This window comes from Mycobacterium bohemicum DSM 44277 (assembly GCF_001053185.1).
GTDB lineage: Bacteria > Actinomycetota > Actinomycetes > Mycobacteriales > Mycobacteriaceae > Mycobacterium > Mycobacterium bohemicum.
Map to the genome: position 1 here is coordinate 92,141 of NZ_CSTD01000003.1, position 14,426 is coordinate 106,566.

Consider the following 14,426-nt stretch of genomic DNA (forward strand, 5'->3'; position numbering starts at 1 on the left):
TTGACCGGCCCCAGCTCGCGAAAGCGCCCGGAGGGGATGCGGCCGACGGTGCTCACGGTTGCTTCACCAGATACGGCGACACGGTGCTGCGGTGCTCGTCGAGGTCCAGCGCGCGGCCCAGCGCCGGGAACGCCCGCTGGGGGCAGTTGTCGCGTTCGCAGACCCGGCAGCCCGCGCCGATCGGTGTGGCCACTGTTCCTGATTCCCCCGAGACGTCGAGTCCTTCCGAGTACACGAGCCGGTGGGCGTGGCGAAGTTCGCAGCCCAGGCCGATCGCGAAGGTCTTACCGGGCTGACCATACCGGGCGGCGCGGCGCTCCACGGTGCGTGCCACCCACATGTAGTTGCGGCCGTCGGGCATCTGGGCGATCTGCACCAGGATCTTGCCCGGGTTGGCGAACGTCTCGTAGACGTTCCACAGCGGGCAGGTGCCGCCACTGGAGGAGAAGTGAAAGCCCGTGGCGGACTGGCGTTTTGACATGTTTCCGGCCCGGTCCACCCGGATGAACGAAAACGGCACACCGCGCATCGAGGGCCGCTGCAGCGTGGAGAGCCGGTGCGCGATCGTCTCGTAGCTCACCGAGTAGAAGGACGACAACCGCTCGACGTCGTAGCGGAAGTTCTCGGCCACGTCGTGGAATTGGCGGTAGGGCAACACCGCCGCGGCGGCGAAGTAGTTGGCCAGGCCCAGCCGCGCGAGTGTGTGCGACTCGTCGCTGGTGAACTTTCCCTCCTCGACCAACGTGTCGATCAGGTCGCCGTACTCGAGGTAGGCCAGCTCGGCGGCCAGCTTGAAGACCTGCTGACCCGACGACAGGTGATTGCTGATCTCGAGCGTCTTGGTGCGCGGGTCGTAGCGGTGCAGCACGGTGTCACCGAGGTCGATCCGCCGGGTGATGTGCACCCCGTGCACCTCGGTGAGCCGGCGGGTCAGCTCGCGGGCCAGGTCCCCGTGGTGCAGGCGCATCTTGATGGTGAGCTCCTCGGCGGCGGTGTCGAGCTCGTGCAGGTAGTTCTGCCGCTGGTAGAAGTAGTCGCGCACCTCCTCGTGGGGCATGGTGATCGACCCGGTGCCGCTGCCGTCGGAAAAGCGCTCCTCGGTGGCGGCGGCCAGCTGCGCGGTGGTGATGCGGTAGCGGCGGTGCAGGTTGACGACGGCGCGGGCGAAGTCGGGGTGGGCGCCGACCACCTCGGCGACCTCCGTCGCGTCGACGTCCATGTCGAGGTCGCGGTCCATGGTGACCTCGCGCAGCTCGGCGACCAGCCGGGTGTCGTCCTGGGAGGCGAAGAAGGTCGCGTCCACCCCGAAGACCTCGGTGATGCGCAGCAACACGGCCACCGTCAGGGGGCGCACGTCGTGCTCGATCTGGTTGAGGTAGCTCGGGGAGATGTCGAGCATCTGGGCCAGGGCGGCCTGGCTGAACCCGCGCTCGCTGCGGAGTTGGCGCACACGGGCGCCGACGAAGGTCTTGGCCATGACCGCCCCAGCGTACCGGCCGCTGCAAAGTTGTGCTTAGCAGAGTTCACAGCGGCCTGGGTCGAGTCGCAATTGGTATTTGACTGGCGTGGTTGGCATGATTCGCATCGGGGCTCCGCGAGACGACTGGGGGCCGCGGGTGGAATGTGAACTGGAGCGATGCCGTGAGCCTGGACAAAACACTGATGCCGGTGCCCGACGGCCACCCGGACGTGTTCGGACGCGAATGGCCGCTCCGCGTCGGCGACATCGACCGCGCCGGCCGGCTGCGGCTGGACGCGGCGGCCCGGCACATCCAGGACATCGGCCAGGACCAGCTGCGCGAGATGGGCTTCGAGGAGACCCACCCGCTGTGGATCGTGCGTCGCACCATGGTCGACCTGATCCGGCCGATCGAGTTCCAGGACATGCTCCGCCTGCGCAGGTGGTGTTCGGGGACCTCCAACCGGTGGTGTGAGATGCGCGTTCGGATCGACGGCCGCAAGGGCGGCCTGATCGAGTCCGAGGCCTTCTGGATCAACATCAACCGGGACACCCAGATGCCGTCGCGCATCGCCGACGACTTCCTGGCGGGCCTGCACAAGACCACGGACGTCACCCGCCTGCGCTGGAAGGGGTACCTCAAGCCGGGCGGGCGCGACGACGCGGCCGAGATCCACGAATTCCCCGTGCGGGTGACCGACATCGACCTGTTCGACCACATGAACAACTCGGTCTACTGGAGCGTCATCGAGGACTACCTGGCGTCGCATCCCGAGCTGATGAGCTGGCCGCTGCGCACCACCATCGAGCACGAGGCGCCGGTCGCGCTGGGCGACAAGCTGGAGATCATCTCCCACGTCCACCCGGCCGGCTCCACCGAGCAATTCGGCCCCGGCCTGGCCGATCGCACTGTTACAACGCTCACATACGCGGTCGGCGACGAGACGAAAGCCGTCGCGGCGCTGTTCGCCCTCTGATTGCCGCCGCCCGGCGCCGATTGCCCGAATGACCTGCGGATTTAGGTTACCGGCCGGTAGCTTCTGAAACGGTTAAGTCCTTGGCCGCCTTCGCAAGGTTTGCAAACCGGGGCCGCGGTGTGGCTGAAATTCGCAACTGAAACGGGTGGACCTGCGACGATGCGCTGTGCCATGGTCGAGTTAGCACACCAGTGAAGTTGAGCCGCCAGCTACCGCCGGTGAGGCCTCAGCTAAGCCAAACAGTGAAGATCGTTAAGGAGCAATGCCACATGTCTGTCGTTGGCCAACCGAAGAGCGCCGAGCAGATCCAGCAGGACTGGGACACCAACCCGCGCTGGAAGGACATCACCCGCACCTACACCGCCGAGGACGTCGTCGCGCTCCAGGGCAGCGTGGTCGAGGAGTACACCCTGGCCCGCCGCGGCGCCGAGGTGCTGTGGGACGAACTGCACGACCTGGAGTGGGTCAACGCGCTGGGCGCGCTGACCGGCAACCAGGCCGTCCAGCAGGTCCGCGCCGGCCTCAAGGCCATCTACCTGTCGGGCTGGCAGGTCGCCGGTGACGCGAACCTGTCCGGCCACACCTACCCCGACCAGAGCCTGTACCCGGCCAACTCGGTGCCGCAGGTGGTGCGCCGCATCAACAACGCGCTGTTGCGCGCCGACCAGATCGCCACGCTCGAGGGCGACACCTCGGTGGAGAACTGGCTGGCCCCGATCGTCGCCGACGGCGAGGCCGGTTTCGGTGGCGCGCTCAACGTGTTCGAGCTGCAGAAGGCCATGATCGCCGCCGGTGTCGCGGGGACCCACTGGGAGGACCAGCTGGCGTCGGAGAAGAAGTGCGGCCACCTGGGTGGCAAGGTGCTGATCCCGACCCAGCAGCACATCCGCACCCTGACCTCGGCCCGGCTGGCCGCCGACGTGTGCGACGTCCCGACCCTGGTGATCGCCCGCACAGACGCCGAGGCGGCCACGCTGATCACCTCGGACGTCGACGAGGCCGACCGGCCGTTCATCACCGGCGAGCGGACCCGCGAGGGTTTCTACCGGACCCGCAACGGCGTCGACCCCTGCATCGCGCGGGCCAAGGCCTACGCCCCGTACGCCGACCTGATCTGGATGGAGACCGGCACCCCGGACCTCGAGCTGGCGCGCACGTTCGCCGAGGCGGTCAAGGCGGAATACCCCGACCAGATGCTGGCCTACAACTGCTCGCCGTCGTTCAACTGGCGCAAGCACCTGGACGACAGCACCATCGCGAAGTTCCAGAAGGAGCTTGCCGCAATGGGATTCAAGTTCCAGTTCATCACGCTGGCCGGCTTCCACGCGCTGAACTACTCGATGTTCGACCTGGCCTACGGCTACGCCCGCAACCAGATGAGCGCGTACGTCGAGCTGCAGGAGCGCGAGTTCGCCGCCGAGGAGCGGGGCTACACCGCGACCAAGCACCAGCGCGAGGTCGGCGCGGGGTACTTCGACCGCATCGCCACCACGGTCGACCCCAACTCCTCGACCACGGCGCTGACCGGCTCCACCGAGGAGGGCCAGTTCCACTGAGTTAGTCTGCCGACCAGACGCAGAATCGCACTCCTGGACCCCAGGAGATGCGATTCTGCGTCTGCTCGCGGGTTTGAGAGGAGTGGTGCATGGCGATCGACCGCGTAGGCGTCGTGGGGGCCGGGCAGATGGGATCCGGCATCGCCGAGGTCTCGATCCGCGCCGGCGTCGCGGTGACGGTGTTCGAGCCCACCGAGGCGCTGATCACCGCCGGCCGCAACCGCGTGACCAAGTCGCTGGAGCGCGGCGTGAGCGCCGGCAAGGTGACCGAGCGGGAGCGCGACCGCGCGCTGGACCTGCTCAGCTTCACCACCGACATCGCTGACCTGGCCGACCGCCAGCTGGTCATCGAGGCGATCGTCGAGGACGAGGCCGTCAAGGCGGAGATCTTCGCCGAACTGGACCGGGTCGTCACGGACCCCGACGCCGTGCTGGCGTCGAACACGTCGAGCATCCCGATCATGAAGATCGCCGCGGCGACCAAGAACCCGCAGCGCGTGCTGGGGCTGCACTTCTTCAACCCGGTCCCGGTGCTGCCGCTGGTCGAATTGGTCTGCACGCTGGTGACCGACGAAGCCGCCGCCGCCCGCACCGAGGAGTTCGCGGGCGCGGTCCTGGGCAAACAGGTGGTGCGGTGCTCCGACAGGTCCGGCTTCGTGGTGAACGCCCTGCTGGTGCCCTACCTGCTCTCGGCGATCCGGATGGTCGAGGCGGGTATCGCCACCGTTGAGGACGTCGACAAGGCCGTCGTCGCGGGCCTCTCGCACCCCATGGGCCCGCTGCGGCTGTCCGACCTCGTCGGCCTCGACACCCTCAAACTGATCGCGGACAAGATGTTCGAGGAATTCAAGGAGCCGCACTACGGCCCGCCGCCGTTGCTGCTGCGCATGGTGGAGGCGGGCCGGCTGGGCAAAAAGTCGGGTCAGGGCTTTTACAAGTACTGACACGCGCCGACGGCGGCCCTGCGGGACTGCGAATTAGTGTGATCTAGTCGAGCGGACTTTTCCGCGCATAACTGCGCGGCGCCCGGTTACTATACTCGCGTCAAACAGACGAAGGGTATTTGCCGAGCATGGCCACAATGAGGCCGTTTTATGAAGAGTCACAATCCATTTACGACGTTTCCGACGAGTTTTTCGCTCTATTTTTAGATTCGACGATGGGTTACACCTGCGCCTACTTCGAGCGCGACGACATGACGCTCGAGGAAGCGCAGAATGCGAAGTTCGACCTGGCGTTGGGCAGGCTGAATCTCGAGCCGGGAATGACCGTGCTCGACATCGGTTGCGGCTGGGGCGGCGCGCTGAAGCGGGCGGTCGAAGTCCACGATGTGAACGTCATCGGAATCACGTTGAGCCGCAACCAATTCGAATACAGCAAGGCCCTGTTGGCGGCGACCCCGACCCGGCGCCACGTCGAGGTGCGCCTGCAGGGCTGGGAAGAGTTCGAGGACCGAGTCGACCGGATCGTCACCATCGGCGCCTTCGAGGCGTTCAAGCAAGAGCGCTACGCCGCCTTCTTCGAGCGCGCCCACGACGTGCTTCCCGAAGGCGGACGCATGCTGCTGCACACGATTCTGGGCTATCCGCAAAAGCAGATGCGTGACCGCGGCGTCTCATTGACCATGAATGACATTCGCTTCATCAAGTTCATTTACACCGAGATTTTCCCGGGCGGGCAGCTGCCCGCGATAGAAAACATTCTGGATTTGGCGGGCAAGGCCCGGTTCTCGGTGGAGAACGTCCAATTGCTCGGGCCGCACTACGAACGAACGCTCAACATGTGGGCGGCCAACCTCGCGGCGAACCGGGACAAGGCCGTAGCCATCCAGTCACAAGAGGTCTATGACCGCTACATGCACTATCTGACCGGGTGCGAAAACTTCTTCCGCAAAGGCATCAGCAATGTGGGGCAATTCACGTTGTTCAAGTAGCCGGCCGCGGGTGCCGAGGGCGCGGGCCGCCGCTCACTTCTCGCAGGTGAACTGGCAGACGTCGGTGTAGCCCTGGCGGAACAGCTTCGCGCAGCCGGTCAGGTACTTCATGTAGCGGTCGTAGACAACTTGTGACTGGATGGCGATGGCCTGCTCTTTGTTCGCCTCCAGCGCGGCGGCCCAGATTTCCAGCGTCCGGGCGTAGTGCAGCTGCAGCGACTGGGTCCGGGTCACGGTGAAGCCGGCGGTTTCGGCGTGCTCTTCGACCGACGGAATCGTCGGCAGCCAGCCACCCGGGAAGATCTCGGCCAGGATGAACTGGGTGAAGTGAACGATCTCGTGGGTCAGCGTATTGCCCTGCGCCCTGGCGTCTTTGAACGTGGGACGGCAGATCGTGTGCAGCAGCATGACCCCGTCGGCCGGCAGCACCCGGTGGGCCATGTCGAAGAAGTGGCCCCAGCGCTGGCGACCGAAGTGCTCGAAGGCGCCGATCGAGACGATGCGGTCGACGGGCTCGTCGAACTTCTCCCAGCCCTCCAACAGCACCCGGCGGGAGCGGGGGGTGTCCATCTCGGTGAACATGGTCTGGACGTGCTTGGCCTGGTTCTCGGACAGCGTCAGCCCGACGACGTTGACGTCGTATTTCTCGATCGCGCGCCGCACGGTGGCGCCCCAACCGCAGCCCACGTCCAGCAGCGTCATGCCCGGCTCGAGGTGCAATTTGCCCAGTGCCAGGTCGATCTTGGCGATCTGCGCCTCTTCCAGGGTCATGTCGTCCCGCTCGAAGTACGCGCAGCTGTAGGTCTGCGTGGGGTCGAGGAACAACCGGAAGAAGTCGTCGGACAGATCGTAGTGGGCCTGCACATTCCCGAAATGCGGCGTGAGTTGCACGGACATAACCAAGTGGGCCTTTCTGTATGCGGACGTGGTGAAGGGGTGCGCCGCCGGCACAACCCGCCTACCCCCGATGCATCCCCTGCATGCTAGCGGTTCGGGCGGCCGAAGTCGCATCCACAAAGCCGGACATGCGTCACATTTCGGCGACGGGCGTCAACCCATTCCCGCCCGTCAGGGGCTTATCCGGGCCTGTTCGAGGCCTATTCCGGTTCGTGCTCTCGCGGCGGCACGATCGGGGACGGGTGCGGCTGCTCGCGGAACTTCTCCAGCGACCCGCCCGCCTCGACGATCCCGCACAGCGCGCTCCAGCTCAGCATGGTCAGGTAGTCGATCAGCTCGTCGGCGGTCATCCGGGGATCGGAAATCCAGGAGTGGGTCGCCAGCTGCACGCCGCCGACGATCATGTAGGCCCACGGCTCCACGCCGCCGGTGTCCATCCCCGCCTGCTGCATGCGGCGGCGCAACAGCATCGAGAGCATCCGGGCGATGATGCGCTCGGAGTCGGCGATCACCTTGCTCTTGGTGGGTGAGCTGTTGGCCATCACGAACCGATACGGCTCGGGTTCGTCGGCCACGGTTTCCACGTAGACGCGGATGACCTCGCGGGTCAGGTCGAAACCGTCGAGGCTCGACGTCAGGGCACCCGCCATGTTGGGGATCAGGGTCGACTGCGCGAACCGCATCAGCACGGCGGTCGTGAGGTCGTTCTTGTCGACGAAGTAGCGGTACAGCACGGTCTTGGAGACGCCGATCGCGGCGGCTATCTCGTCCATGCTCAGGAAGCGGCCGTGCTCCCGGATGGCGACGATCGTGCCGTCAACCAACTCATTGCGGCGCTCCACCTTGTGCTGATGCCAGCGCCGTTTGCGACCATCCATCTTCACGGTCACGCCGAGATTTGCTCTGCCACTGTCGCCGATTCCATTCACTAGACGACCTTGATAGTACGGCTTGTCGGGCCTTGCCCACCGCATGGCCGCGCGCGTGCAGTGGCCCGCTCAGCGGTGTCTTCACATCAAATCGTCGCGGCGATACATGATGGACACGTGGCACACAGAGCCCTGGACGGCTTCTCACCCGCGGCCGAACCGTCGCCCCCACGGGCGCACGCGTCCCTCGCGGAGTCCTTTGCCGGCGCCGACCCCCAGGCCGACGCGCAGCGCCGGACGGCGCTGCGGCGGATGAAGGTCGTGGCGCTGGGCTTCCTGATCGGTGCCACCGGTGTGTTCCTGGCCTGCCGGTGGGCGCAGGCCCAGGGCGGCGCCGACGCCTGGGTCGGCTATGTGGGAGCGGCCGCGGAGGCGGGGATGGTGGGCGCCCTCGCGGACTGGTTCGCGGTCACCGCGCTGTTCAAACACCCGCTGGGCATCCCGATCCCGCACACCGCGATCATCAAACGCAAGAAAGACCAGCTCGGAGAGGGCCTGGGCACCTTCGTCCGGGAGAACTTCCTCCCCCCGCCGGTGGTCGAGACCAAGTTGCGCGACGCCGAGGTGCCCGGGCGGCTCGGCAAGTGGCTGTCGGACACCGCGCACGCCCAACGGGTGGCGGCGGAGGCCGCGACGGTGCTGCGGGTGCTGGTGGAACTGCTGCGGGACGACGACGTCCAGCACGTGATCGATCGGATGATCGTGCGGCGCATCGCCGAGCCGCAGTGGGGCCCCCCGGTCGGGCGGGTGCTGGCGACCCTGCTGGCCGAGAACCGGCAGGAGGCCCTGATCCAATTGCTGGCCGACCGGGCGTTCCAATGGTCGCTGAACGCGGGGGAGATCATCCAGCGCGTCGTCGAGCGTGACTCGCCCAGCTGGTCGCCGCGGTTCGTCGACCACCTCGTCGGCGACCGCATCCACCGCGAGTTGATGGACTTCACCGACAAGGTCCGGCGCAACCCCGACCACGAACTGCGGCGCTCGGCCACCCGCTTCCTGTTCGAGTTCGCCGACGACCTGCAGCACGACACGGCGACGATCGCGCGCGCCGACGAGATCAAAGATCAGCTGATGGCCCGCGACGAGATCGCCAACGCCGCCGCGACGGCGTGGAAGACCCTCAAGAGGCTGGTGCTCGAAGGGGTCGACGACCCGTCCAGCGCGCTGCGCAGCCGGATCACGGACACGGTCGTCCAAATCGGCGAATCGCTGCGCGACGACGCCGAACTGCGCGACAAGGTCGACAACTGGCTGGTGCGCGCGGCCCAGCACCTGGTCTCCCAGTACGGGGTCGAGATCACCGCCATCATCACCGACACGATCGAGCGCTGGGACGCCGGCGAAGCCAGCCGGCGCATCGAGCTGCACGTCGGACGCGACCTGCAGTTCATCCGGATCAATGGCACCGTGGTGGGGTCGCTGGCGGGCCTGGTCATCTACACCGTCGGGCAGCTGCTCTTCTAGGGGTGCTAACAAGTGCTTGCAAAAGCAAGCACTTGTGATTAGTCTGACGAGGTCTTGATCACCCGTCCGGCCCAGGAGTACGCAATGGCACCCGAGGAGAAGCTCTCGGCGAAGGTGTCCACGGCCGCCTCCGACATGGCGTCCGACCTGGGCAGCTTCATCCGCGATCTGCGTGAGAACGCCCAGGTTTCGGTGCGGCAACTCGCTGAGCGATCCGGGGTCAGCAACCCGTATCTGAGCCAGGTCGAGCGCGGGCTGCGCAAACCGTCCGCGGACGTCCTCAACCAGATCGCCAAGGCCCTGCGCATTTCCGCCGAGGTGCTCTACGTACGCGCCGGGATCCTCGAGCCGAGCGAGAAGAGTCAGGTGCGTGACGCCATCGTCACCGACCTCGCGATCACGGAGCGCCAAAAGCAGGTCCTGCTCGACATTTACGCCTCGTTCGTGCAGCAAAACGAGTCCGCCGACGCGGTGGATCCCACGGGCGACGACGACGACGAGCACGACGCGCGGTCGGTGTAGGTCAGCGGCCGCCCCGGTGACCGGAAAGGAAGAGATCAAGTCCCCTAGCTTCCACAACAGACAAGTAGTAACGCTGATAACAGAACAAACCGTGAAAGGGAAAAACCATGGCTGACAACGCAAACATCGAGGACCTGAAGGCCCCCCTACTGGCGGCGCTGGGCGCGGCCGACCTGGCGCTGGCCACCGTCAACGAGTTGATCGCGAACCTTCGTGACCGCGCCGAAGAGACCCGCACCGACACCCGCAGCCGGGTCGAGGAAAGCCGCGCGCGGCTGTCCAAGCTGCAGGAGGAGCTGCCCGAGCAGTTCACCGAGCTGCGGGAGAAGTTCACCAGCGAGGAGCTGCGCAAGGCCGCCGAGGGCTACCTCGAGGCGGCGACCAGCCGGTACAACGAGCTGGTCGAGCGCGGCGAGGCCGCGCTGGAGCGGCTGCGCAGCCAGCGCGCCATCGAGGACGCGTCGGCCCGCGCCGAAGGTTATGTGGACCAGGCCGTGGAGCTGACTCAGGAAGCGCTCGGCACCGTCGCGTCGCAGACCCGCGCCGTCGGTGAGCGTGCGGCCAAGCTGGTCGGCATCGAGCTGCCCAAGAAGGCCGAGGCCCCCAAGAAGGTCGTGGCCAAGAAGGCGCCGGAGAAGAAGCCCGTCGCCAAGAAGGCTCCCGCCAAGAAGGCGACCGCCAAGAAGGTCACCCAGAAGTAAGGCAGAAGCCGCCCGGGCCTGCCCGGACAAACAACACCGACTCGGAGTCGCCGCCACGGCGACTCCGAGTCGACGTTTTGGACGGCGGCCGCATACCCTTGATGTGTGCCTCACCTCGTGGATAACGTCATGTTCGTTCTGCTCGTCGCCGTCTTGGTGACGACGGTGTACGCATTTGTCCACGCCGCGCTGCAACGAGGCGATGCCTACACGGCGGCCGATAAGCTGACCAAGCCGGTCTGGCTGGTGATCCTTGGCGTGGCCGTCGCCATGACGTCCCTCCTCTATCCCGTTTTCGGCGTGCTGGGAATGGTGATCGCCGCCTGCGCCGCCGGCGTGTACTTGGTCGACGTGCGACCCAAACTCCTCGAGATACAAGGGAAGTCACGCTAGCGGGAATGAAAGCCCTGCTGACGGCGCCGCTCGCGGCGCTGGTGGCCCTGCCGGGCGTCGTCCCGCCGGCCGCCGGGGCCGACCCCGGGGCGGGCGACGGCACCCCGAGTGCGGCCGCCGCGCCCCCCTACGTCGACCACGTCCAGTGGGCCCAGTGGCGTGGCCTGCCCAGCCTGCGCGTATATCCGACTCCGTCCGGCCGGGCGGCCGCCCGGCAGCCGGCGGCTGAGGCGTCGGCGAACGAAGCCTGGGCCGAGGTGCTCGCGCTGTCGCCCGACGCCGATACCCCCGGCATGCGCGCGCAGTTCCTCTGCCACTGGCAGTTCGCCGAATTCGCGCAGCCGGGCAAAGCCAGCTGGAACCTCGAGCCGTGGCGGCCGGTGGTCGACGACGCACAGATGGCGGCCTCCGGGTGCAATCCCGGCGGCCCGGAGGAGGCGTTCTAGTGGCGGGCCGACCGACGCGGGAGCAGGTGGCGGCGCTCGTCGACCACACGCTGCTCAAGCCCGAGGCCACCGGCGCCGACGTGGCCGCGCTCGTCGCCGAAGCGGCCGACCTCGGCGTCTACGCGGTCTGCGTCTCGCCGTCGATGGTCCCGGTCGCCGTGCACGCCGGCTGTGGCGGCGTGCGGGTGGCCGCCGTGGCCGGGTTTCCCTCGGGCAAGCACGTGTCGTCGGTCAAGGCGCGCGAGGCGGGGATCGCCGTGGAATCCGGGGCGAGCGAGATCGACATGGTCATCGACGTCGGCGCCGCGCTGGCCGGACAACTCGCGGCGGTGCGGTCCGACATCGAGACGGTGCGCGCTGCGTGCCCGGCGGCCGTGCTCAAGGTGATCGTGGAGTCGGCGGTGTTATTGGACCGGGCCGGTGAGGCCGCGCTGGCGGCCGCGTGCGTCGCCGCCGAGGATGCCGGCGCCGATTTCGTCAAGACCTCCACCGGTTTTCATCCCGCGGGCGGCGCGTCGGTGCGCGCCGTCTCGGTGATGGCGCGCGCCGTCGGCGGGCGGCTTGGGGTCAAGGCCAGCGGCGGCATCCGCACCGCCGACGACGCGTTGGCGATGCTGGATGCCGGCGCCACCAGGCTGGGCTTGTCGGGTACCCGGGCCGTGCTCGACGGGCTGGGTTAGGCGCGACCGCCACCGAAGCCGTCAGATGTTGGCGAAGCAGGGGTCGGTGGTGTTGCTCGTCGGGATCGTCGCGTTCTGGGTGGAGAAGTGGGCGACCACTCCGCCGGAGGTCACCTGCACGCTGTCCGCGTGAATCCCCAACGGGAAGTTCTTCGTCAGGTTGGAGGTGAAGTCGTCCAGCGTCGACTGCACGGACTCCTTCGGCATCGTGAAGCCGAGCGCGTTGAACGTCTCGATCTGCAGCTCGATGCCGTTGCCGGACACCACGGGCTTGGCCGTGATGTTGTCCAGCATCCCCTTCAACTCGATGGTGCCGTCGGCGGGATGGGTCGTGACGCTGTTGGTGACGAAGGGACCGAGAACCGGGATCGCGTTTTGCACCGACTCCTTGATCCCGTCGCTGGTCCAGTTGATGGTCGCATCCAGCGAGCCGATGGTGCCCTTGGAGTTGGACGTGCTCTTCAACTGGACGTCGCGGATGTTGAGGTCGAGCTTCATGCCCTTGGCGTCGCGGAGCTGGTTGCCGGCCGTCTGCACGGAGATGTTGGTGTAGTGCTTGGTGGCCTGCTGCCAGAGCATCAGCGGGGTGACGCCGAAGGACGCGGTGGCCTGGTCCTTGACCTCGCAGGCGACCGCCTGGGCGACCTTGCTGTCGGCCACGTGGCGGGCGTACAGCTCGAGCCCGACGAGCCCGGCGATGACCAGCGCGACCACGATGATGCACACCAGCAGGATGGACAGCGGGTCGCGAAGGAAGCGTCGTTTCTTCTTGCCCGCTGCCGGCCCTTCCTCGGGAGTGGGCAACTTCTCCGTCGGCGGAGCGGGGGGCGTGGGCGGCGGCGGATAGGCGGGCGCGTTGGCGTTCGGGTGCGGCGCGGCGATCCGTTCGGTCTGCCCGGGCATCTGAACGGGCGCGGGCGGCGGTGACTGGGCCGGGCCGCCCGTGTTGATGCGCTCAGTGGGGCGCTCGGTGGGAGGCTGGCCGAACGGGCCTTGGGCGCCGGGACGGGTCGGCGGGCCCTGGTTCGGAGGTCCTTGTGGGTTCGTCACCCAGTCGATTGTGCCCTATCGATCTGAGCAAACTCTGAGTGGTTTCGCAGCACCGCGATGCTCTCGCGGGCCTTCCGCACCTGATCGACGTCGATGTCGGCGACCACCAGTTGCGGGCTCGGGCCGGCGGATGCGAGCACTTCGCCGAACGGCGAGGCGATCAGGCTGCCTCCCACGCCCGTCGGCGCTCCCGAGCCGGTCAGGGCTTCGCCGGGGTTGGCCTGACCGACCGCCGCGACGTAGCTCATGGAGTCCAGCGCGCGGGCCCGGGCCAGCAACGTCCACTGCTCGAGTTTGCCGGGTCCGGCCCCCCAGGAGGCGCACACCACCATCACCTGGGCCCCGCGCCGCGCGAGCTCGGTGTAGAGGCCGGGGAATCGGACGTCATAGCAAATCGACAGGCCGACCCCGATGCCGTCGACCGTCAGCACCACCGGCTCGCGGCCGGGGGCGACGGTGCGCGACTCGGTGAACCCGAACGCGTCGTAGAGGTGAATCTTGTCGTAGTGCCCGTCCGGCTGGTCGATCCCGGCCGCGATCAGCGTGTTGGTGACCCGACCGTCGTCGGCGGGGGCGAACATGCCGGCGATCACGGCGATGCCCGCGTCCGCGGCGATGCGGCGCACCCCGTTGGCCCACGGCCCGTCGACAGGCTCGGCGATCGGGCGCAACGGGACGCCGAACCGGCACATGGCCGCCTCCGGGAACACCACGAGTTGCGCGCCCGCGTCGGCCGCCCGGTTGGTGTACTCGCGGACCACCTGCAGATTCGCCGCGGGATCGGTGCCGCTGAGGATCTGGGCCAGGGCGATTCGCATGTGCGCCAGCCTAGGCGGGCGATTAGGGCTAGGCCCGGCGTCAGCCGTTGTTCGCGATCCAGGCGGTGGTGAACTCTTGTTCCCTGCTCACCAATTGCGCCAGGTGGGTGCCGATCAGCCGCTCCACCTTGCCGCCGATGAGCGGCACCCGCACGTGAACGTCGACCTGGAACGCGAGCCGGGCGCCGCCGGACTCCGCGATCGGCGCCAGCTCTGCCGTGCCCGACACCTGGACCGGGGTGTCGACGATCGAACCCGCGATCGACGCGGTCGCGACGCCGTCGACGACCGGTCCCCAGGTTTCGGCGCGCCGGACGCACAGGTCGCCGCGGTGCAGCTGCTTGACGATGGCGTGCAGGTTGTGGCTGCGCACCATTTGCAGCGTGACGACCTCGACGCTGCCTTTAACGCCATCGAACCCGTCGTCGGACTCGCCGACGCGCATCAACTCCAGCCGCGCCTCGTCGACGGGGATGTCGGCCAGCCTCTCCTGCCAGTACCGCTCCTCGAGGAAGGCCCGGTGCACCGTTTCGACGCTTTGCTCGTATTCGGCCGTCAACTCGAATGAACGCGGCATAGCTGGCCAGGCTACCGTTACGGC

At 67.4% G+C, this 14,426-nt stretch carries 16 protein-coding genes; 10 read left to right on the plus strand and 6 right to left on the minus strand.

What is annotated here, in order from left to right; translation table 11 throughout:
• Window positions 1-52: 52 nt before the first annotated feature.
• Window positions 53-1,477 carry an acetate metabolism transcriptional regulator RamB gene (gene ramB, locus BN971_RS14890; protein WP_085179376.1) on the minus strand — a complete coding sequence of 475 codons (1,425 nt, stop codon included), beginning with the start codon at window positions 1,475-1,477 and terminating at the stop codon, window positions 53-55.
• A 164-nt stretch (window positions 1,478-1,641) separates the two neighbouring features.
• On the opposite strand from ramB, the gene BN971_RS14895 reads away from it, so the two are divergent.
• The 4 genes from BN971_RS14895 (at window position 1,642) to BN971_RS14910 (ending at window position 5,925) form a co-directional block, all read left to right on the plus strand.
• Complete coding sequence (locus BN971_RS14895) at window positions 1,642-2,436, plus strand: acyl-[acyl-carrier-protein] thioesterase (RefSeq protein WP_085179375.1); 795 nt, start codon at window positions 1,642-1,644, stop codon at window positions 2,434-2,436.
• Between the two features lie 269 nt (window positions 2,437-2,705).
• A complete protein-coding gene (aceA, locus tag BN971_RS14900) occupies window positions 2,706-3,992 on the plus strand; it encodes an isocitrate lyase (RefSeq protein ID WP_085179374.1) in 1,287 nt (428 codons plus the stop codon).
• Window positions 3,993-4,081: 89 nt separating this feature from the next.
• Complete coding sequence (locus BN971_RS14905) at window positions 4,082-4,936, plus strand: 3-hydroxybutyryl-CoA dehydrogenase (RefSeq protein WP_085179373.1); 855 nt, start codon at window positions 4,082-4,084, stop codon at window positions 4,934-4,936.
• A 128-nt stretch (window positions 4,937-5,064) separates the two neighbouring features.
• A complete protein-coding gene (locus BN971_RS14910; protein WP_085179372.1) occupies window positions 5,065-5,925 on the plus strand; it encodes a cyclopropane mycolic acid synthase family methyltransferase in 861 nt (286 codons plus the stop codon).
• 33 nt (window positions 5,926-5,958) lie between these two features.
• Here BN971_RS14910 and pcaA read toward each other — a convergent pair whose 3' ends face one another.
• Both pcaA and BN971_RS14920 read right to left on the minus strand, forming a co-directional pair.
• A complete protein-coding gene (gene pcaA, locus BN971_RS14915; protein ID WP_085179371.1) occupies window positions 5,959-6,822 on the minus strand; it encodes a cyclopropane mycolic acid synthase PcaA in 864 nt (287 codons plus the stop codon).
• A gap of 200 nt (window positions 6,823-7,022) precedes the next feature.
• Window positions 7,023-7,700 (minus strand): TetR/AcrR family transcriptional regulator, encoded by a 678-nt coding sequence (locus BN971_RS14920; RefSeq protein ID WP_245836531.1) that lies wholly within the window; start codon window positions 7,698-7,700, stop codon window positions 7,023-7,025.
• A 168-nt stretch (window positions 7,701-7,868) separates the two neighbouring features.
• Between BN971_RS14920 and BN971_RS14925 the strand changes: the two genes are divergently transcribed.
• From BN971_RS14925 to deoC, 6 genes are all read left to right on the plus strand, one after another.
• A complete protein-coding gene (locus BN971_RS14925; RefSeq protein WP_428978061.1) occupies window positions 7,869-9,215 on the plus strand; it encodes a DUF445 domain-containing protein in 1,347 nt (448 codons plus the stop codon).
• An 84-nt stretch (window positions 9,216-9,299) separates the two neighbouring features.
• Window positions 9,300-9,737 carry a helix-turn-helix domain-containing protein gene (locus BN971_RS14930; RefSeq protein ID WP_085179369.1) on the plus strand — a complete coding sequence of 146 codons (438 nt, stop codon included), beginning with the start codon at window positions 9,300-9,302 and terminating at the stop codon, window positions 9,735-9,737.
• 107 nt (window positions 9,738-9,844) lie between these two features.
• Complete coding sequence (gene hbhA / locus BN971_RS14935; RefSeq protein WP_085179368.1) at window positions 9,845-10,438, plus strand: heparin-binding hemagglutinin HbhA; 594 nt, start codon at window positions 9,845-9,847, stop codon at window positions 10,436-10,438.
• A gap of 105 nt (window positions 10,439-10,543) precedes the next feature.
• Entirely contained in the window at window positions 10,544-10,831 is a 288-nt protein-coding gene (locus tag BN971_RS14940; RefSeq protein ID WP_211279773.1) for a DUF2516 family protein, read from the plus strand.
• Window positions 10,832-10,836: 5 nt separating this feature from the next.
• A complete protein-coding gene (locus BN971_RS14945) occupies window positions 10,837-11,277 on the plus strand; it encodes a DUF2599 domain-containing protein (protein WP_085179366.1) in 441 nt (146 codons plus the stop codon).
• The gene (gene deoC / locus BN971_RS14950; protein WP_085179365.1) at window positions 11,277-11,957 is read left to right on the plus strand and encodes a deoxyribose-phosphate aldolase; all 681 of its coding nucleotides are present in this window, start codon (window positions 11,277-11,279) and stop codon (window positions 11,955-11,957) included. Before BN971_RS14945 ends, deoC begins: the two co-directional genes overlap by 1 nt.
• A 21-nt stretch (window positions 11,958-11,978) precedes the next feature.
• On the opposite strand, the gene BN971_RS14955 is transcribed toward deoC, so the two are convergent.
• From BN971_RS14955 to BN971_RS14965, 3 genes are read right to left on the minus strand one after another with little or no spacing between them, the layout of a single operon-like run.
• Window positions 11,979-13,007, minus strand: coding sequence for an LmeA family phospholipid-binding protein (locus tag BN971_RS14955; RefSeq protein ID WP_170322168.1), 1,029 nt, complete (start codon window positions 13,005-13,007; stop codon window positions 11,979-11,981).
• On the minus strand, window positions 13,004-13,825 hold the full coding sequence (locus tag BN971_RS14960; protein WP_085179363.1) for a carbon-nitrogen hydrolase family protein: 822 nt from the start codon (window positions 13,823-13,825) through the stop codon (window positions 13,004-13,006). Before BN971_RS14960 ends, BN971_RS14955 begins: the two co-directional genes overlap by 4 nt.
• A 40-nt stretch (window positions 13,826-13,865) precedes the next feature.
• Window positions 13,866-14,402, minus strand: a complete 537-nt coding sequence (locus BN971_RS14965) for a DUF2505 domain-containing protein (RefSeq protein WP_085179362.1) — start codon at window positions 14,400-14,402, stop codon at window positions 13,866-13,868.
• Window positions 14,403-14,426 lie beyond the last annotated feature (24 nt).